This is a genomic window from Paludibaculum fermentans (assembly GCF_051172195.1).
Taxonomy (GTDB): domain Bacteria; phylum Acidobacteriota; class Terriglobia; order Bryobacterales; family Bryobacteraceae; genus Paludibaculum; species Paludibaculum fermentans_A.
Genome location: NZ_JBPJAQ010000002.1, coordinates 1,647,618 through 1,667,728, shown reverse-complemented (window position 1 = coordinate 1,667,728; position 20,111 = coordinate 1,647,618). Strand labels below are relative to the sequence as shown.

At 64.0% G+C, this 20,111-nt stretch carries 15 protein-coding genes; 8 read left to right on the top strand and 7 right to left on the bottom strand.

The window, feature by feature from the left end:
• The first annotated feature begins 103 nt into the window (after positions 1-103).
• From ACR9Y2_RS33195 to ACR9Y2_RS33185, 3 genes are read left to right on the top strand one after another with little or no spacing between them, the layout of a single operon-like run.
• Positions 104-2,296, top strand: coding sequence for an HAD-IIIC family phosphatase (locus ACR9Y2_RS33195; protein WP_435046178.1), 2,193 nt, complete (start codon positions 104-106; stop codon positions 2,294-2,296).
• A complete protein-coding gene (locus ACR9Y2_RS33190; RefSeq protein ID WP_435046177.1) occupies positions 2,296-3,522 on the top strand; it encodes a glycosyltransferase family 4 protein in 1,227 nt (408 codons plus the stop codon). The genes ACR9Y2_RS33195 and ACR9Y2_RS33190 overlap by 1 nt, the downstream gene beginning before the upstream one ends.
• Positions 3,519-5,555 (top strand): thioesterase domain-containing protein, encoded by a 2,037-nt coding sequence (locus ACR9Y2_RS33185; protein ID WP_435046176.1) that lies wholly within the window; start codon positions 3,519-3,521, stop codon positions 5,553-5,555. Before ACR9Y2_RS33190 ends, ACR9Y2_RS33185 begins: the two co-directional genes overlap by 4 nt.
• Here the strand turns inward: ACR9Y2_RS33185 and ACR9Y2_RS33180 are convergent.
• Complete coding sequence (locus tag ACR9Y2_RS33180) at positions 5,530-6,888, bottom strand: MFS transporter (RefSeq protein ID WP_435046175.1); 1,359 nt, start codon at positions 6,886-6,888, stop codon at positions 5,530-5,532. The genes ACR9Y2_RS33185 and ACR9Y2_RS33180 overlap by 26 nt on opposite strands.
• A gap of 17 nt (positions 6,889-6,905) precedes the next feature.
• Between ACR9Y2_RS33180 and ACR9Y2_RS33175 the strand changes: the two genes are divergently transcribed.
• Positions 6,906-8,144, top strand: coding sequence for a mandelate racemase/muconate lactonizing enzyme family protein (locus ACR9Y2_RS33175; protein WP_435046174.1), 1,239 nt, complete (start codon positions 6,906-6,908; stop codon positions 8,142-8,144).
• A gap of 5 nt (positions 8,145-8,149) precedes the next feature.
• Here ACR9Y2_RS33175 and ACR9Y2_RS33170 read toward each other — a convergent pair whose 3' ends face one another.
• The 4 genes from ACR9Y2_RS33170 to ACR9Y2_RS33155 form a co-directional block, all read right to left on the bottom strand.
• On the bottom strand, positions 8,150-9,325 hold the full coding sequence (locus ACR9Y2_RS33170; RefSeq protein ID WP_435046173.1) for a hypothetical protein: 1,176 nt from the start codon (positions 9,323-9,325) through the stop codon (positions 8,150-8,152).
• A 178-nt stretch (positions 9,326-9,503) separates the two neighbouring features.
• A complete protein-coding gene (locus tag ACR9Y2_RS33165) occupies positions 9,504-10,007 on the bottom strand; it encodes a hypothetical protein (RefSeq protein WP_435046172.1) in 504 nt (167 codons plus the stop codon).
• 67 nt (positions 10,008-10,074) lie between these two features.
• Complete coding sequence (locus ACR9Y2_RS33160; protein ID WP_435046171.1) at positions 10,075-11,355, bottom strand: Gfo/Idh/MocA family protein; 1,281 nt, start codon at positions 11,353-11,355, stop codon at positions 10,075-10,077.
• A gap of 99 nt (positions 11,356-11,454) precedes the next feature.
• On the bottom strand, positions 11,455-12,081 hold the full coding sequence (locus ACR9Y2_RS33155) for a 3-keto-disaccharide hydrolase (RefSeq protein WP_435046170.1): 627 nt from the start codon (positions 12,079-12,081) through the stop codon (positions 11,455-11,457).
• A gap of 127 nt (positions 12,082-12,208) precedes the next feature.
• On the opposite strand from ACR9Y2_RS33155, the gene ACR9Y2_RS33150 reads away from it, so the two are divergent.
• From ACR9Y2_RS33150 to ACR9Y2_RS33135, 4 genes are all read left to right on the top strand, one after another.
• The gene (locus ACR9Y2_RS33150; RefSeq protein WP_435046169.1) at positions 12,209-13,006 is read left to right on the top strand and encodes a hypothetical protein; all 798 of its coding nucleotides are present in this window, start codon (positions 12,209-12,211) and stop codon (positions 13,004-13,006) included.
• Between the two features lie 109 nt (positions 13,007-13,115).
• Positions 13,116-14,519 carry a glucuronate isomerase gene (uxaC, locus tag ACR9Y2_RS33145; protein ID WP_435046168.1) on the top strand — a complete coding sequence of 468 codons (1,404 nt, stop codon included), beginning with the start codon at positions 13,116-13,118 and terminating at the stop codon, positions 14,517-14,519.
• Positions 14,520-14,621: 102 nt separating this feature from the next.
• Complete coding sequence (locus ACR9Y2_RS33140; protein WP_435046167.1) at positions 14,622-17,276, top strand: ADOP family duplicated permease; 2,655 nt, start codon at positions 14,622-14,624, stop codon at positions 17,274-17,276.
• A 62-nt stretch (positions 17,277-17,338) separates the two neighbouring features.
• Complete coding sequence (locus tag ACR9Y2_RS33135; RefSeq protein ID WP_435046166.1) at positions 17,339-18,523, top strand: selenocysteine synthase; 1,185 nt, start codon at positions 17,339-17,341, stop codon at positions 18,521-18,523.
• Here the strand turns inward: ACR9Y2_RS33135 and ACR9Y2_RS33130 are convergent.
• The gene (locus ACR9Y2_RS33130) at positions 18,520-18,957 is read right to left on the bottom strand and encodes a RidA family protein (protein ID WP_435046165.1); all 438 of its coding nucleotides are present in this window, start codon (positions 18,955-18,957) and stop codon (positions 18,520-18,522) included. The genes ACR9Y2_RS33135 and ACR9Y2_RS33130 overlap by 4 nt on opposite strands.
• Positions 18,958-18,970: 13 nt before the next feature.
• Complete coding sequence (locus ACR9Y2_RS33125; protein WP_435046164.1) at positions 18,971-20,089, bottom strand: DUF362 domain-containing protein; 1,119 nt, start codon at positions 20,087-20,089, stop codon at positions 18,971-18,973.
• Between the last annotated feature and the right edge of the window lie 22 nt (positions 20,090-20,111).

Sequence of the window (20,111 nt, the reverse complement as noted above, 5' to 3'; positions counted from 1 at the left end):
AGAAGATAGCCGGGACGATACAATGGCTATGGGAACCAGAGCCTCGAGATTCTGCCCTCCGGACCTTGAACGCGGCCTGTTGCCGCGAGCGAATAACAAACCAGTGAACGAATCCAACAACAGTCACCAAGCGCATCACCCGACCTTCCGCGTAGCTGTCAGCGCTAACTTTACGGCCGAGCCCATCCGGCCGGTGCTGGCATTCTGGGGCCGGGTCCTGAATCGGGAATTGGATCTGCGCTTTGCGCCCTACGACCAGATCCTGCAGACCGTGCTGGATCCATCCGGCGAATTCGCGCAGAACGACCATGGTGTGAACCTGGTGTTGTGCCGTTATGAGGATCTGGGCCACTTTGAGAGCTACAGCACGGAGAGCCTGCAGCGCCTCGAAGAGATCGTGCAGGAAATGACCGGTGCGCTGAGGTCAGCGCCCTCACACCTGCCGGCGCCCATCCTGTTCTGCCTCTGCCCGCCGTCACCGGAATTTGCCGCCGATCCGGCCTGCGCCGCCAGCCTGGAACGCGCGCGGCGTGTGATTGCCCATACACTGGGCGAAACACCCGGCATCCAGTGCATCGACTATACGGAGATCGACCGGACTTACCCGGTGGAGAACCAGCACGATGCCGAAGGCGAGCGCCTGGGCCGGATCCCCTATACGGAGCAGTATTTCGCCGCCCTGGGCACCGCGCTGGTGCGGCGCGCGCAGGCGATGTTCATGCCGCCTTACAAGGTGATCGCGGTGGATTGCGACAACACGCTGTGGCGCGGCATCTGCGGGGAAGACGGCCCGGCCGGCGTCACGTTGGACGCGCCGCGGAAGATGCTGCATCAGTTCCTGCTGGAGCAGCGCGAGGCCGGCATGCTGCTGGTGATGGCGAGCAAGAACAACGAGCAGGACGTCTTCGACACCTTCGCCGCCCACCCCGAATTCCCCCTGCAATTGCGCCACTTCACCGCCTGGCGGCTGAACTGGGAATCGAAAGCCGGCAACCTGTCGTCACTGGCTGAGGAACTGAATGTCGGCCTGGATACGTTCATTTTCCTTGACGACAATCCGAAAGAGTGCGCCGAAGTGGCCGATGGGGCGCCCGAGGCCCTGCCGCTGGTGCTGCCTGAAGACATCGAGGAACTGCCCGATTTCCTGCACCACATCTGGGCCTTCGACCACCCGGTGATCACCGAGGAAGACCGGCAGCGCAGCACCCTCTATGCCCAGACCCTGGAATTCGGCCGCGAGATCAAGCGCGCCACCAGTCTGGAGGAGTTCATCGCCGGCCTGAACCTGCGGGTGGACTTCCAGGCGCTGGCCGCGGAACGCCTGGGCCGCGTGGCGCAGCTTACACAGCGCACCAACCAGTTCAACTGCACCACCGTGCGCCGCAACGAGCAGGAGATCCAGGCGCTGCTGGCCGACGGCCGCTACCGCTGCTTCACCGGCGAAGTGTCCGACCGCTTTGGCGAGTACGGCCTGGTGGGTGTGCTCATCGTGGAACGTCGCGAGTCCGAAATGCGGGTGGACACATTCCTGCTGAGTTGCCGCGCCCTGGGCCGCGGCGTGGAGCATCGCATGCTCTCCGCGCTGGCCGAAGAGGCCCTGGACCACGGCATCTACACAGTGACCGTGGCCTTTCGCCCGACCTCAAAGAACATGCCGGCTCGGCAATTCCTGGACAGCATTGGGTTCGGGACGGTCGAGACCGAAGGCGACGAGATCGTCTACCGCTACCCGGCCACGGAGTTGCAGGCGCTGCGGTGGAAGCCGAATCGTCTCAATGCCGATGAGGTGGCGCCGAAGTCCAAGTCGAAACCCAAGGCGCCGGCCGTACGGCGCTTCGTCGAATTCGCGCGCATTGCCCATGACCTGCGGACCCCGGCCCAGGTGGTCAACGAAGTTCGCCGCCAGGCGCAGGCCGTGCTCGCCAATTCCACGGCACCCGATGCTCCGGCCAGCGATGTCGAACGCCGGCTGGCCGCGATCTGGACAGAACTGCTGGAGCGCCCAGCCACCTCGGTCAACTGCAACTTCTTCGACCTCGGCGGTCACTCGCTGCTGGCCGTTCTCCTGCTGATGCGGGTGAAGGAAGAGTTCGGCGTCGAGCTTTCGGTAGACGATGTCTACTCGGGCACATTGACGCTGGGTGAACTGGCGCGCACCATCGAAGCGCACCAACTGGGCGCCATGGACGCCGATGAGTATCACGCCCTGCTGGCCGAGATCGAAGGGCTGTCGGATGAGGAAGTACAGGCCCTGCTGCAACAGGAAGAGCAGGCAGGCGAGAGCGGGCAGCACTAATGCGCATCCTGCTGACGTCGAACGCGTCGTATGATCCGCCGCGGGGCGGGTCGACGCGGTCGAACCTGGCCTGGCTGCGGCACCTCGCGTCGAAGGGCCACCAGTGCGTGGTGGTCTCACCCACCGTCGACGGCGCGGCCGACCGCACTACGGTGGTCGACGGCATCACGATCCACGGCGTGAAGGACCTGTCGTTTCGTGTGACTGTCCTGGCTGCCCACATTCAAACATTCCAGCCGGATTGGGTGCTGGTGTCGAGTGAAGACGTCAGCCACGTGCTGCTGCGCGAAGCAGGCACAGTGGCTCCGGGCCGCATCGTCTATCTCGCCCACACGCCGCAGTTCTATCCGTTCGGGCCGGAAAGCTGGAATCGCGACACGGCCGGCACGGAGATCGCCCGGAACGCCGTCAGCGTGGTCGCGATCGGCCATCACATGGCGGGCTATATCCAGGAACACCTGGGCCGCGGGGCCGTAGTGATCCACCCGCCGCTTTACGGGCAGCCGCCTTACCGGCAGTTCGGGCGCTTCGGCTCGGGCTTTGTACTGATGATCAACCCCTGCGCGGTGAAGGGCGTCAGCATCTTCCTGGAACTCGCCGCGCGCTTCCCGGACATCGAATTTGCGGCCCTGAACGGCTGGGGCACCACCGCCGCTGACCGCGCCGCGCTGGAGCGCCTGCCCAATACACGATTACTTAAGAATGTTCCGGACATCGAGGAGGTGCTGGAGCAGGCCCGACTCCTGCTGATGCCCTCGGTCTGGTATGAAGGCTTCGGGCTCATCGCCATGGAGGCCATGCTGCGCGGCCTGCCGGTGATCGCCAGCAATTCCGGCGGCCTGCTGGAAGCCAAGGCCGGCACCGGCTTTGTCGTACCAGTGCGTCCTGTGGACCGTTATGAGCGCACCTTCGACGACACGTTGATGCCGAAAGCGATTGTGCCGCCGCAGGACCTGGAACCCTGGGCCGCGGCACTGCACACGCTGCTGACCAACGAGTCTGCCTACTGGCGCGAGGCGCGGCAGTCGCGCGAGGCCGGCCTGCGTTTCGTCGCCACCCTGGACGTGGCCGACTTCGAGAAGCACCTGCGCAGCCTGCCGGCCGCCACCCAGCCCATCGGCGAGCACAAACGCATACAATCGGCGGAGGAGAAGCTGAAGGCATTGGACCCGGCGAAGCGGGCCCTGCTGCTGGCGCGGCTCAAGCAGAAGAAGGAGCAGTCGTGAAGGTTCTGCTGGCGCACAACTCCACTTACTTCCCTTCCCTCGGCGGCGGCGACAAATCGAACCGGTTGTTGATGGAAGCGCTGGTGGAACGCGGCCATGCGGTGCGCGTGGCGACCCGCGTGGAGCAATTCGGCCAGGAAGGCCACGACGCGATGTTGCAGGCGTTGCGGTCGCGGGGCGTGGAACCGGACGGGTCGGACGGCACCGGGATCCGCTATGAACTGGGCGGCGTGGTGGTGCGAGTCCTGTCATTGAGCCCACACCTGCGCGGCTTCTTCCAGGCGCAGATCGACGAGTTCCAGCCCGACATTATCATCACCTCGACCGACGATCCCGGCCAGCTCCTGTTCGACATCGCGGTGAAGGCGCCCAACGCCCGGGTCGTCTACCTGGTGCGCGCCACCATCGCCGTACCCTTCGGACCCGACAGTTCGATGGTCTCGGCCTCGAAGACCGAAGTGCTGAAGCGCGCCGACGCTACCGTGGGCGTCAGCCACTATGTGGCCGGCTATGTGCGCGAATGGAGCGGCATCGATGCCATTCACGTCCCCATCTCTCTGCTGGAGGACACCCGCGACTTCCCCCTGCTGGGCCGCTTCGAAAACCCCTACGTGGCGATGGTGAACCCCTGCGCCGTGAAGGGCATCTCCATCTTCGTGGAACTGGCTGACCGCATGCCGCACGTCCAGTTCGCCGCCATCCCCACCTGGGGTACGCAGATCGACGAGCTGGCGGCCATGCGTCAGCGGCCCAACATTACGCTACTCAACCAGATGGACAACATCGACGGCCTGCTGCGCCAGACCAAGGTGATGCTGGTGCCATCGGTGTGGGCCGAAGCGCGTTCGCGCATCGTACTGGAAGCGATGTCGCGCGGCATTCCAGTGGTCGCCAGCGACGTCGGCGGCCTGCACGAGGCCAAGCTCGGCGTGCCGTACCTGATCCGCGTCAACCCCATCGTGAAGTACAAGCCGTCAGTCGATGCCAGCATGGTGCCGGTGGCCGAGGTCCCGCCGCAGGACGTCGCTCCGTGGCACAAGGTGATGGAACGCCTCACCACTGACGAGCCGCATTGGCAGGAACTGGCCGCCGCCTCGCGCAAAGCCGCGCTGGAGTATGCCGCGAATCTGAACGTGCTGCCGTTCGAAAGCGTGTTGGAAGGACTACTGCAGAAGCCCAAGCGGCAGCCACCGGCCCCGGCCGTGCGGCCCGTCCTGAGCGAAGAAAAGAAGAAGCTGCTCGCCCTGCGCCTGAGGCAGCACAACACGGCCGCCAAGCCCGACAGCAACCCCTGGCTCCCGGGTATCGAAGAAGTCCCGGCCGGCCGCACGAAGCTCTTCTGCTTCCCCTGGGCCGGAGGCGGAGCCCTGCCCTACCGTGCCTGGCGCGACAAACTCACCGCTCTCGCCTGCGTCGTCCCGGTGCGCCTGCCGGGCCGCGAGACCCGCGCAGCCGAGCCCGCCTTCGAACGCATGGGGCCTTTGGTCGAGGCCTTGCTCAAGGAGCTGCGCCCGTTCCTCGATGCTCCGTTCTCCTTCTTCGGCCACAGCATGGGCGCCGGCATCAGCTTCGAACTGGCCCGCGCGCTGCGCCAAGAGGGGCTGCCGATGCCCGTCTCGCTGCACGTCTCCGGAGCCCGCGCTCCGCAGTACCGCCTGAATCACGTCCCTCCGCCGGAGCCGTCGATGCGCGACTTCATTGAGGAACTGCGGCGCCTGGAGGGCTTCCCGCCCAGCGTCCTGAACAACCCCGAGTTGCTGAAGCTGGCGTTGCCGGCGCTGCTGTCCGATGCGCGACTCTACCGCCACTACGCCTACGAAGCCCAGGGGCCGCTGGACCTGCCTCTCTTCGCGTACGGCGGCGAAGCTGACCCCAATGTCACGGCGGAACATCTCGCCGCCTGGGGCCTCCAAACGACGCAGTCCTTCCGCCACTCCGAGTTCAAAGGCGGACACTTCTTCCTGGAAGCGGCGCAGGCGGCGCTGCTCTCTACGTTGAAGGCCGACCTCACGCTGGCGTTACAGGTTCGCTGAACTCGCGCTTTGGCTCCTGCCAATCCTGCTCCGGCTCCGTGAGCTTGCCGGCCGCGTTGGCCCAGGCCCAAAACAGCGCCGTCGACGCGCTGAGGCCGCCCGCCACCACACCGATCTCGCGCGCCGAATAGTGCGTCGAGGCCACGCCCGCCGCGCCCATCGACAACATCATCACTGCATTGGCCATGGTCTCCACCGTCGTGAACACGCGCCCGCGCAACCCGTCCGGGATATGCAGCAGCAGGATCGTGCGGTTCAGCACCGAATTGAAGCCCATCGCCACGCGCGAGAAGGCGATGAAGATCATGGCGCCCCAGATCTCCGGCATCACACTGAAAATGACGTAACACAGGCCATGCAGGAAGAACGCGATGGTCACGGCATGTTTGTAGCGCTCGAACGTGTACTTGGGGCCCATGCGATGCCCCAGCATGCCGCCGAGAACGAGTCCGATGCCGGCGAAGCTCCAGATGAGCCCGATGCCTTTGGGGCCGGCCTTGAACACTACTTCTCCGAACAGCGTGAACAGCACCTGCGCCGCGCCGCCGCCCGTGGACCAGCCCACGCCCAGCAGGGCGATGCCGAGGATCAGGGGCCGCGTCGACATGTACCGCAGGCCCTCACGGAACTCCTGGTAGTTCGATTGCCGCTTGGCCGCGGCCACATCGCGCAGAGGCCGGAAGTGGCCCTCGGGCGACTTCAGGCTCCAGATTGCGATGGCGCTGAACAGGAAGCTCATCGCGTTGGCCACAAAGGCCCAGCGGTACCCCAGGGCTCCGGTGGAGATGCCGCCCAGCATGGTGCCGATGGAGAGCGTCAGCCAGGACGTAGTCTGCGTCAGCGCGTTCGCACTGTGCAATTCTTCGCGACTGGCGATGCGCGGCAGGATGGCGGAGCGCCCGCTATTGAAGAACGGCGACGCGAACATCAGCAGGCCGCTCAACACATAGAGCAGCCAGGTTTCGCGGTAAGTCAGCAGCAGGATGTGGAGCAGCGCGACAACGCAGCGCAGCAGGTCCGACGCTACCATGATCTTGCGGCGATCCATGCGGTCCAGCGCCAGGCCGGCGATGGGTCCGGCGAGGATGGCCGGCAGCACGCGCGCGATCATCACCGCGCCCACCGTGGCTCCGCTGCCCGTCAGGTGCAGCGCCAGGCTGAGAACGGCGATGGAATTGAAATGGTCGCCGACCTCGCTGACGATCTGACCCAGCCAGCAATTGCGGTAATTGCGGTTGGTTCTGAGAATGTCGACGAATCCACTCACTCGTTCCAGGATAGCGGGCGCGGCGGCCGGAGCGGTGCATCGGGCCAACGGATGCGATAGTCTCAAAGCCCGGAGGTGCTCCCATGATCACAGCCCAACTCAGCCGCCGCACGCTGCTACGCGCCCTGGCCGCGCTGCCTGCCGCCACCGTGTTTCCTGGATTGCAGGCGCTGGCCGCGCCCGAGGCCGGCAAGGTGAAGATCACAGCCGTCAAGGCGATGGCGATCAAAAACATCGCTAACAACTGCCTCATCAGAATTGAGACCGATGCCGGGCTGGTGGGCTATGGCGAGGCCGGAGCGTCGGGTCCCATGGCGCGGGCACGCATCGAGACCATGCGCAATCTCCTCATCGGGAAGGACCCGCTGGCGATCGAGGTCCACTTCCACCAGATGACCTCGCTCATGCATACATACATGGCCCAGATCGGCGTGATCTCGGGCATCGACATGGCGCTGTGGGACCTGGCCGGCAAGATCCTGAACAAGCCGGTGTGCGTTTTGATGGGCGGGCCGTTCCGCGATGCGATTCCGATGTACTCGCACGGCCTGGGTTTCAACATGCTCGACAAAGGCTCGTGCCGCGAATGGGCGGCGCGCATCAAGGCCATGCCCGAAGGCTTCAACGCCTTCAAGAACGGCATTGATCCGGTGTTGGGTGTGCCGGCGGCGCGCTATGCCAACACGCTGATGCCCGAGGATCTGCGCAAGGTGCATGCGGCGTATACGAACACTCGCGACGCGGTGGGCGACGAGATCGACATCGCCGTGCACTGCCACAACGAGATGGACACGCCCAGTGCGATCGGCGTGGCAAAGGCCGTGGAGTCAATGAACCCGCTGTTCCTGGAAGACCCGCTGAACGTCACGTTCCACGAGGGCTGGGCGGCGCTGAAGCGCTCTACACGAATCCCCATCCTGACCGGCGAGAAGCTGGAACTGGTCCGCGGCTTCAAGCCCTTCCTCGACACGCAGGTCGCCGACATCGTGCATCCGGATCTCGCCTTCGCGGGCGGCCTGACGGGTACGAAGAAGATCGCCGATTATGCCGCGTTGACCCGTACGCCGGTTGCGCTCCACAACGTGGGGTCACTCATCCTGACCATCGCGAATGCGCATTTCGGAGCCTCGATCCAGAACTTCTACCGCAGTGAAAGCGCGCTGGGCCGGCCGACAAGACATGTGGAGAAGATGGCGGCTTCGAATCCTCCGGAGGTGCGGCAGAGCAAGTTAAAGGTGCCAATGGGCGCTGGGCTCGGGCTGGATCTGAATCAGGAGTATCTGAAGGCGAACCTGGTGGACGGGGAGCCGTGGTGGGGGTGAGGTGCTCATCGCGCCGGGTCCGGTCTGCGTGCCTGCCCTTCTCCGCACGCCTCTGTACCTTTGGCAATCGACGCCACGTACCATCCATCATCCACCCGCTTCAGTCTGAAAGCGCTCAAATCGATGTCGAAGGTGGCCAGACAGACCAATGCGTTGTCAGCAATCCTTTGACCTGACTGGGACATGATCATCCCAAGGGAATTGGCCTCCCGGAAGTCTTTTCCGGGGTTGGAGTCGCGCGCCTTCTCCAGGAGGGAGGTAGCCGCGGCAATGGCTTCTGGGGAGGCCACTCGTGTTGCCGGTTCGCCACGCGTGAGCCGGTAGAACAGCTCATCCACGGCATCCAGTTCAGGTACCGTGCTGATTTCGCCCAAATCCTCGACGCCATCCGGAGTCACACGCATGATCCAATCGGTTTGACGTTCTTCGCAGCCGGCGCACGCAAAGAACATTCGAAATTGCCTCTTCTCGTGGACCTTAAGGATGTCTCCTTCCAGCCGCGTGATTTTGGATTGGAACCACGTCACCCGATAGTCCCGCATAACCAGCGCGCGCGCCGCCTGCCCGTCCCAAATCCACAGGCTGAACTGCTTCGTACCGCTGCCGCCCGCGGACTGCGCATACGCCGCATCGATATAGAACCGCGCCCTACCCTGGCGATCCTCAGGCAGAGCGCCCAGCGCCGGCACAAGAGAACCCGGCGACCCGGCCCGCCAATCTGCCAGCGTGTCGGCAAATTTCGCGGGTTGCCCACCGGCTTGATCGATGCTCCAAGCTACGCGGTGCCTGTCAGAGGCCTTGATGACAATGAAAACGTTGCCAATGGCCCCGGGCGCTGCCACCAACACGGTGTTCTCGTTCAATACAAGGATCCGGGGGGACTCAGAGGGAGCAATGGTTGTGAGCGCTGTCTTCGCGCCTTGCATGCCTTCGGCAGGGTGAGCATCCATCCAGGCGGCGACCCACTCACGGACCAGCGCCCAATACCGTGCCAGCACTTCGGGCGTGCCGGGCTCATTGTCCAGCCACTGCTCGAATTGGAGGTGCCTGTGCAGCTCGGCGTCGGCCGCCGCATAGTCCGCCTGAATCCGCGGCAGCTCCCTCTGCGGCCAGGCAGGCTGCGCCAGGCCTATGGAAATTGTCAGAACCGCCAGCGTAATTCGAGCACAACTGCCACGCACACTGTCTCCAATTCACTCGAATTAAGCCTAGCCGATTTAGCCGGCCGGCAGGCAGGTCCGGCCGATAAACCAAAAGGCGCAAGGCAATCGAAATCGCCCTGCGCCTTCTTCCCTAGTCCGGCTCCGGTGGATCCGGAGTCTCTTCCCAACTCAATCTCAGAAGCGGATCATCGACTGCCTACCAGCGGCCCCGGTCATGACCCCGGCCGCGGTCGTGATGCTTGTCATAGCGCTTGTCCCAATGCTTGTCATAGCGCCGGTCGTAGCCGCGGTTGTAATTCCGGTCGTAACCCCGGCCATCATAGAATCCATTGCCCCGCGGCGCGTACGAGTACCCGCCGTAGTAGCGGGGCGGCGGTGGAGGCGGCGCGTAATACCGGCCACGCGGGCCGTAATACGAGTCGAACGCAGCCATCGGCACGCGGTAACGCGAGCAGATGCCGTCCCAGCCATAGCCGCGGCGGTACATATCGACCACCACCGTGGGATGCACATGCGCGTAGCGCGCAATTACAAACACGCGCGGCATGTCGTATTCCGGCACGTACCGCTGTACGTACGCCACATCCGGCGGCGCGTAGCCGTAGTACGGAGCTGATCCGATGTTTATGCTAATGCCCACGCCCGCTTGCGCGGTGCAGGCCAGCATCAGGGTAAAAAGTGTGGTTGTGAGGAGTCTCATGCTCCGCTTCTCCTGTCACGGTTGACGCGGTGGAGAAGCGGAGCGTTTCTAAAAGATAGGATCGAACTCAGACCTTGGCCGGAACTTCAAAGCCCTTGCGGTAGTTGCGCGTCAGGTGCGTGTCGGCTTCCTTGTCGTTCACGAACTTCTCCTTCGCCGGATCGAAGTTCAGAACGCGGCCCAGGCGATACGAAATATTGCCCAGGTGCGCCAGGCCGCTGGCCAGGTGCGCCGTCTCCACCGGACCGTGCTGGTCTTCCGTCTTGCGGCTGCGGATCGCCTTGATCCAGTTGGCGTAATGGTCGCCGCCCGCCTTGCCCGAGGGACCCTTCTCCTTCTTTTGGCCCAGATAGGTCTCGTAGGTGTCATAGCCTTTGATCACCATGTAGCCTTCGGAACCATAGAAGATGTTGCCCACCGACGCGCCGTCTTCGTTGTTTGTACACCACGGACGAACTTCGAACTGGATCAGCTTCTTCTCGTCGGGGTAGTGGTAGAGCGTGGTCAGCACTTCGGGCGTGATCTTGTCGTCGTCAAAGAGGAACTTGCCGCCCATGGCCGTGATCTTCGACGGGAACCCCTTCACACCCAGGCCCCACATGCAGAGGTCGGTCTCGTGGATGCCCTGGTTGCCGACGTCGCCGTTGCCGTAGTTCCAGGTCCAGTGCCAGTTGTAGTGAACAATGCGGCGGCTGAAAGGTTCCTTCTCCGCCGGGCCGGTCCACATTTCGTAATCGAGCCCTTCCGGTACCGCCTCGACACCCTTCTTGCCGATGGACGGACGCCACCGGAACACCAGGCCTCGCGACATGTACACGTTGCCGATCACGCCCTTTTCCAGGTGCGCCACGGCTTCGCGGACCGCGGTCGACGAGCGCAGCTGCACACCGTGCTGCACAATCCGCTTGTACTTGTGGGCCGCTTCCACCAGCTTCCGGCCTTCATAGATGTTGTGCGAACCGGGCTTTTCGACGTAAACGTCCTTGCCGGCCTGGCACGCCCAGATGGCGGCGAGCGAATGCCAGTGGTTTGGCGTCGCGATGGTCACCGCGTCGATGTTCTTGTCATCGAAGACGCGGCGCATGTCCTGCACCACTTGCGGCTTCTTGCCATATTTCTTTTCGAACGCCTCGGCACGGGCATTGCCGACCTTCAGGTCGACGTCGCACAACGTGACAACCTCCGCGTCCGGCTGCTGCATGATGCCCTGAATGTGGTCTTTGCCGCGGCCGTTGGTGCCGATTACGGCAATGCGAAGCTTGTCATTGGCGGCCATGGCCTTCTTCGCGGCAAGGTGGGAGACAACTACGCCGCCTGCGCCGGCGACGAAGGTTCTTCGTGTACTCATGACGAACTCCTAATTCAGACAGTCAAAGAGGGGAACTGAAATACCACTAAGTTCTATCACATGGGGGCGAGCGCAGGGAGGGCGAGGTTACCTTTCGATCTAGTCCAGCCGCCGAATTCTCACGCTGCGAAACCACACCACCGAGTGGTGGTTTTGCAGCACGATGGGGCTCTCTTTCACTGGTGCTTCGTACTCCAGTTCCTTCACACCGTTCAGCCAGTGCTCCACGTGTCCGCCGTGTACGACAATGCGCGACAGGTTGAACTCGCCCGGCGGCTTCACGGCATGCGTGGCCGGCGCAATCTTCCCGTACAGGGACGCGGTCTGCTTGTCCGGACGGCCCTTGGAATCGGCGTTCACGTCATCGTCAATCAACTGGTATTCCGGACCGCGGCCCCGCGCGTTGTTCCCTTCCCCTTTCGGAGCCTTCCAGCTGTCCACCTTCTCTATGAGGTACTTCACGCCCGAGTTGCCGCCGGGCTCGATCTTCCACTCAAATTCGAGCTCGAAGGCGCGGAATGTCGCTTCGCTGCGGATGTCCTGAAACCCGCCGTCCACCACACGGGCCTTCAGGCAGCCGTCCTCCACTACCCACGACTTGGCCGGAAACGGCTGGCCTGTCACCTCCAGCCAACCCGCCGGGGTGCGGCCGTCAAACAGGGAAACCCAGGGCGCCGCAGGCTGCAGCAGCAGCAGGAACAAAATGAGCATTCCAAGAGTGTACACGGGGCGCACAATCCGGTTTCTCCCGGCGAAGGGGTGCGGTTAGAATCATATGAGGGTTTTGCAGGCCGTGTTCGAATGGCCGCATGCAGTGACACTGGGTTTATCCCATTCAGTCAGGAGGACTTCGATGATCAGAATGAAATTGCAGATAGCCGCCATATCGTGCCTTGCGATGGGCCTTGCCGCACAGGCACAGTCCGTCGCCACCTACCAGGCCACGGTGAATGGCTCCAATATCGAATCGGGCAAGTGCACCATCGAGGTGGTGGTGGATGCGGTGGCCGAGGTGGAAGTCCGCGGCACGCAGGGCCGCATCCGGACATTGACCGGACAGCCCTCGCAGTGGCGCCGCTTCCAGTGTGACGGCACCATGCCTCTCAATATGTCGGACTTCCGCTTCAAGGGCATCGACGGCCGCGGGCGCGTTGAGCTCATCCAGGATCCTCGCAACAATCGCGGCGTGGCCGTGGTCCGCATTGAGGACTCCAAGGGCGGCACGGAAGGCTACACCTTTGATCTCGAATGGCGCGGCGGCAATGGCAGCGCCGGCAGCGGTGGCGGCTGGGGCGGTGGCAATGGCAGCGGTTGGGGCAGCGGCGGGGGTAGAGGCAACGGTAGCGGCTGGGGCAGCGGCGGCAATGGCAACGGCAACGGGTGGGGCAATGGCGGCGGCGGCGGACGCGCCCGCATCAACGATTCCATCCGCGCCTGCCAGGACGCGCTGCGCGCCGACTCGCAGCAGCAGGGTTACTCCAACATCCGGTTCCGCACCACCAATACGGACAACAATGCGGCCCGTCGCGACCGCATCACCGGCACTCTCGATGCCCGCGGACGCAACAACCGCACCGACACATTCAACTACTCCTGCGATGCCGACTTCAGCAACGGCACCGCCACCAACGCCAACGTTCGCCGGCAATAGCCGGTCAAAGGAAACACCCGCCTCGCCGGGGCTCCGCAGCAGCTCGCCATTTACTGACATGTCTGTAAGGCGATAGAATTGCGGGTGACCCGACAAGGCGGGTGGTTCCATGCCGTTCATCCACGAAGATTTCCTGCTCTCCTCTCCTTCCGCGCGCAAGCTGTACCACGAGTACGCTCAGGATCAGCCCATCCTCGACTACCATTGCCACCTGCCTCCGCGCGATGTGGCGCAAAACCGCCAGTTCGCCAACCTGTTCGAGATCTGGCTGGAAGGCGACCACTACAAGTGGCGTGCCATGCGGGCCAACGGCGTGCCCGAGGACCTGGTCACTGGCGACGCCTCGCCCAAGGACAAGTTCCTGGCTTGGGCCAGGACCGTCCCGGATACGCTCCGCAACCCTCTGTATCACTGGACCCACCTCGAACTGAAACGCTATTTCGGCATCGACGAACTGCTGGATGCGTCGAACGCCGAGAGCGTCTGGGCACGCGCCAATGAACAGCTCGCCACCGGCGGCCTGCGCGCCTGGGGCATCCTCGATCGTTTCCAGGTGAAGGCTGTCTGCACCACCGACGATCCCACCGACGACCTGGCCGATCACCAGGCGATCGCGACCTCGGGTCTCGCCACCAAGGTTTATCCCACCTTCCGCCCCGACAAGGCGATGAATGTCCATCTGCCCGTCCAATTCAATGAATGGCTGGGGCGGCTCTCGCAGGCGGCCAACACCGACATCAACGGTCTGCCGTCGTTCCTCGACGCGTTGAAGCAGCGCCACGACTTCTTCCACTCCATGGGCGGCCGCCTGAGCGATCACGGCATCAACGCCGCCTTCGCCGAGCCCTGCACCCAGGCCGAAGCCACCGAAATCTTCTACCAGGCCCGCGCCTGCGTGGCAGCCTCCCCCGAAGACCAGGCGAAATGGGCGTCGTTCCTCATGCTCTTCTTCGGCCGCCTGGATGCCGAGAAGGGCTGGACCAAGCAACTGCACCTGATGGCCCGCCGCAGCAACAACACCCGCCTGTTCGGCAAGCTGGGGCCTGATACCGGCTTTGACTCCATCGGCGACTGGCCGCAGATGGATGCCCTCGGCAAGTTCCTGGACACGCTCGACCAGGAGAACGCCCTGCCCAAGACGATCCTCTACAACCTGAACCCGTCGTGGAACTACGCGTTCGCCACCATGATCGGCAACTTCCAGGACGGCTCAGTCGCCGGCAAGATGCAGTTCGGCAGCGGCTGGTGGTTCCTCGACCAGAAAGAGGCCATGGAATGGCAGATGAACGCACTCTCCAACTGCGGCCTGCTGTCCCGCTTTGTTGGCATGCTGACAGATTCGCGCAGCTTCATGTCCTACCCGCGGCACGAGTACTTCCGCCGTACGCTCTGCAACCTGCTGGGCGATGATATGGAGAAAGGTCTTCTGCCCAACAGCTTCGATCTGGTCGGCGGCATGGCGCGCAACATCTGCTTCGCCAACGCCCGCGACTTCTTCGGCCTCACCCTGTAAGCGGAGTTTGTTACACGAAAGGCTGTAGACAACCTACATGCTTGGCAGTAGACTGCCTACAGCCATGAAGACCGACTTAGTTTGCCTCACAGGGAGCCGTCCATGAACCCGTGGCTGCTCTTTCAACGCAAGCGCCAGGAGAGCGAGCTCGACGAGGAGATTCGGGCTCACTTTGCCATGGCCGTCCGGGAACGTATTGAGCGCGGGGAGGATCCGCACGAAGCCGAACTGGCCGTCCGCCGCGAGTTCGGCAACGAGGCACTGGTCCGCGAGGTGACCCGCGACATGTGGGGTTGGCGCTGGCTGGAGGATGTCCTGCAAGATGTCCGCTATGCCTTGCGCGGCATGCGCCGCAGTCCCGGCATCAGCGCGGTGATCATCGCGTCGCTCGCCTTGGGCATTGGCGCAAACACCGCCATCTTCAGCCTCGTCTACTCCATCCTGCTGCGCGCGCTACCTGTCCAGCAGCCGGAGCAACTGGTCGAACTGCTGCAGAAGTACCCGGGCGAGCCGCGCGGCAACGGCTACTGGTCGTCGCGCAGCTACGAGTACTACCGCGACAACAACCATGTGTTCTCGGCGGTCACCGGCCTCGGCATCGACAACATCGCCCGGCTGAGCACGGGCCCTACGGACGACCTCACCTGCGTCGCCGAGTTCGTCGCCGGCAACTACTTCCAGACTCTCGGTGTCCGGCCAGCCCTGGGCCGTGCCATCTCCGAAGCGGACCTCGCCCAGAAGCAGGATGGCGCGGTCGCGCTCATCAGTTGGGATCTGTGGACGACGCGCTTCCACCGGGACCCTGGTGTGCTGGGCCAGCGGATCAAGGTCAACGACAAGCTGGCCACCGTGGTGGGCGTCGCGCCGCCGCAATTCAGTGGTGTGCGGGCCGATGCCCAAACCGCTCTCTGGCTGCCGTCGGACCCCAAAGGCAACCTCCATCTGATTGCCCGCCTGAAGCCCGGCATCACGCTGCAGCAGGCGCGGGCCGAGATGACGCTGCTCTTCCGCTTCACGGTCGAGGAGCGCGTTGCCGCGGAGAGCGCTCGCAGCAGCCCGGATCCGCAGGTCCGCCAGTTGCGTTTCGAAATGGAACCGGCCAGGGCCGGGCTGAACGGGGTAAGGGACAAAGTCGGCCAGAAGCTAGTCGTGCTGATGGCGATCGTCGGCTTACTGCTGCTGCTGGCCTGTGTGAACGTGGGCGGGCTGCTGCTGGCCCGCGGGGCTGCGCGGTCCCGGGAGATGGCGCTACGGCTGGGCTTGGGCGCAAGCTCCGGGCGGCTGATGCGCCAGTTGCTCACCGAGTCGCTGGTGCTCTCCTGCTGTGGAACGCTGGGCGGGCTGGCCATCGCCTACTTCGGGACGCAGTTGCTGCTGCGGATTATGGATAGCGGACGCCCGCATGAGCGCATCCATCTTCTGGTACAGACCGATGTGTCGCTGCTGATCTTCTGCATCGCCGTCGCCGTTTGCTGCGGGCTCCTGTTCGGCCTCGCGCCCGCCTTCAGCGCCATCCGCCATGTGCCGGCGGACGCGCTGCGGCAGTCTGGCCGGGCCTCCGGCAAACGGTTCCACCGCGTCTTCGGTCGAGCCCTGGTAGCCGCGCAGGTGGCGCTGTCCATGTTCCTGCTCAGCACTGGAGCTCTCTTCGTCGCCCATCTGGCGAAGCTCAAGAGCGCGGACCTCGGCTTCCGCCGTGATCATGTCCTGCTGGTGTCGCTGGACCCGTCGCGTTCAGGCTACAAGCCGCAGCAGCGAGCCGCCGTATATCACGAGCTGTTCGACCGCATGAACTCCATCCCCGGCGTGCGCTCCGCCTCGATCGTCGGGCCCAGCCCGCTGCATGGCTCCGGTGCGTCGGGCTTCGGCAGCTTCGAGGGCTTCCAGGAAAGAGAGGAGGACAAACGCTGGATCTCCATCGCCTGGGCCGCGCCCCGCTGCTTTGAAACGCTGGGCATCCAGTTGCTGGCCGGGCGTGAGTTCTCCTTCGGCGACCAGGCGCAGCCGCGCGTCGCCATCATCAACCAGACGCTGGCCCGGCGCTACTTTGCCGGCGGCAACCCCATCGGCAAACACGTCACCCTGGACCACGTCACGCTCACTCGCGACCCGGCGACCTACGAGATCGTTGGGGTCGTCTCGGATTCGAACTACATGGAGATCCGTGAGGAGCGGCGGCGTACCATCTATTTGCCCGCCTTCCGGGACGGCAGTGTCATTGCGGGGACGTTCGTCCTGCGCACGGGCGTCGAGCCGGGCAGCATTGCAGGCGATGTCCGGCGCATCGCGCACGGCGTGGCGCCCACGATCCCAGTCTCTAAGATCACGACGCTCAGCGAGCAGATCGACTCGTCCATTGTGCCGGAACGCATGATGGCCGCGTTGTCGGGCTTCTTCGCGCTGCTGGCCGCGCTGCTGGCGGGCATCGGGCTGTGGGGGCAACTGGCTTACACCGTCACGCGGCGCACCAACGAGATTGGCATCCGCATCACGCTGGGCGCGACGCCAGGATCGGTCTCGCGAACGATCCTGCTGGAGGCATCCACCATCGTCGCCGCCGGGATCCTAGTCGGCGTACCCGCGGTGCTGTGGGGCAAGCAACTGGCGGTGAAGCTGCTGACGGATGTGGCCGGCAGCACCGGTACGACCCTCGGCCTGGGCATGCTGGCCATCGCGGCCGTAGCGCTGCTGGCGGCCTATGGACCGGCGCGCCGCGCGGCCCGGCTCGACCCGATGGAGGCGCTGCGCCAGGAGTAGCCCTCGCGCTTGGCACGCGCCGCGGAAGGTGGGAGGATGGAACGATTCGGGAGGGTATCGACATGTTTGGCCGTAGACCGTTCCTAGGAGTCCTCAGCAGCCTGCCTTTCGCGCCGGGCCTGAAGGCCGCAACGAAGAAGCGCGATGTGATCGCCGAGCTGGGCGTCCGTACGTTCATCAACGCAGCCGGCACCTATACCGCCCTGACGGCATCCCTGATGCCGCCCGAGGTGATGGAGGCCATGCGCACCGCCTCGCGCCAGTATGTGAACCTGATCGACCTGCAGGATGCCGTGGGCAGGCGCATCGCGGGCCTGCTGGAATGCGAAGCCGCGATGGTGACCTCCGGCGCCGCCTGCGCTCTGACCATCGGCACCGCTGCCTGCCTCACCGGCAAGGATCGCGCGAAGATCCAGCGCCTGCCGGATGTGACCGGCATGCCCGGCGAAGTGCTGGTGCAGAAGAGCCACCGCTATGGCTACGACCACGCTGTGCGCGCCTGTGGCGTGAAGCTGGTGGAGGTCGAGACCGCGGAGGAATTGGAGAAGGCGGCGGGGCCGCAGTCGGCGATGATGCTGTTCTTCAACGATGCCGAGCCGCGCGGCCGCATCAATGCCGAAGAGTGGGCGCGCCTGGGCAAGAAGCTCAACATCCCCACGTTCAACGATGCGTCGGCGGACGTGCCCCCAGTCAGCAACCTGAAGAAGTACACGAAGCTGGGCTTCGACCTCGTCACGTTCTCGGGCGGCAAAGGCATCTGCGGACCGCAGAGCGCGGGCCTGCTGCTGGGCCGCAAGGATCTCATCGAGGCAGCCCGCATGAACACCTCGCCGAACAGCGACACGATCTCGCGCGGCATGAAGGTGAACAAGGAAGAGATGGTGGGGATGCTAGTCGCGCTGGAAGCGTTCATGCAGCGTGATCACGAAGCCGAGGGGCGCGAGTGGGATAAGCGCGTCGCGACGATCCAGAAAGCGGTGGAGAAGTTCAAGACCGTGTCGTGTTCGGTGGAGGTGCCGCCCATCGCGAACCACACGCCGCACCTGAAGATCAAATGGGACCAGGGCGCAATCCGCATCGCTCCGCCGGACGTGTTCAAAGAGCTGCGGGACGGTTCACCGTCGATTGAGGCGTGCCCGATGACGAACAAGGAAATGCTCGTCTTCACGGTGTGGATGATGCAGCCGGGCGACGCAGAGGTGGTGGCCCGCCGCGTCGCCGAGATACTTAAGAAAGCCAGCGCCTAGATATAGGCGATCACGTCGATCTCAACCAGCGAGTTGCCGGGGATGTCGGCGGCCGCGATGGTGGTGCGCACCGGCGGCTCCATGCCGAAGCGGCCGAGGAAGGTCTCGTTCATGCCGGCGTAGTCTGCCATCGTCTTGATGTAGACGTTGCACTTCAGCACCTTGTCCATGGAGGAGCCGGCGTTCTTCAATTCAGCCTCGATCTCATCCAGCACGATCTTGGTGTGAACCTTGATGTCGCCGGGGACGTGCGCGCCCTTGCCGGCAATGAAGAGAAGGTTGCCCAGGGACACGGCGCCTGAGAACAGCGGCTGCTTCTTTGGCTTGTCGCCCTTGTAGTGGACCTTCTTCGTGACTTTGTCTTGCGCTACTGCGGCGGCGGGCACGGCGAGTGCGGCGCCACCGGCTATAAAGTTCCGGCGAGAATTGGCCATGCGCTGACTTGTATCAGCCCAGGGTTACTTTACGCAAGTCTATTTTCGCGCGCTCCCATACGCCGAGGCCCATGGCTCCGCAAATCTCGACGTGCTCGGGCTGCTTGCGGACGAAGGTGCTGAACTTGTCGGGCAGGTCGTCGGCCAGCGGCTTCTTGCCGACTTTGGCGCGTTGGGCGTCGATGACCTCCCAGCCGATGTGGTCGAGCGAGACGGGGTCGGTGGAGAAGTACATGGACTTGTGCTCCCACACGAACTCGGGCCGGGCGAAGGGTCCGCCGTGATAGACGCCCTTGATGCCGTCGCAGATGTGGAGCACCGCCTTGTTGCGGATCATGGGAATCGAGACGGAGGCGGGGATGAAGGCGCCGCAGGCGTTCAGCGACTTGGTGGCGTGGCTGCGGGCCACATTGTTGACGAGCCCGTGCGAGAGGTTCTTGAGCGCGACGGTGACACCGGCGGACTGGTGGTCCTTGATCAGGCAGAGGTTGATGAGCTTGTTCACCTGTTTGGTGATGTAGAGGGCGGCATAGGAGCGGCGGGCGGTCTCGTTGGAGATGTCCTGGCCGGGCAGCACCAGCGCCATGTCCATGTAGTGATCCGGATCATAGCCCTTGATGTCCTGTTGGATGGAATCGCCGCCATTCACCGCGGTGGTCCAGCGGACGCCTTCGGGCAGCCACTTGTCGAAGCCGGCTTCCAGGAACTCGGTGCGGTAGCGGTCGTAGACGACGATGTCCTGGGCCTTGATGCCGGCGGCCTTCAAGCCATCGACGATCTCGTGCAGGACGCTGGCGTCTGACATGCAATGCGGGCGTCCGACGGGATTCAGTTTGATGCCGACGACGTCGCCGGGCTCGACGAACTGCTTCCAGGCATCGGGCCAACCGGCGGCGCCGGTAAGGTCCTTCATGCCGCGCTGCATCATCTCTTTGATCACGGCCGGCTGGTACTGGCCGGAGACGATGGAGCCGGGATGCTTCACTTCGATGACACGCCCCGGATAAAGTCCGGGCATGCCCCATTTCGTGCGTTCGGCGGCGGCAGCCACTTTCGCCCCGAAGGCGAGCGTGGCCACGGTGGCGCCCGCAGCTGTCGCGAGCCAATCCCTACGGTTGATGCGTCGATCCATGCAGTCCCTCTGGGCTGAGTAT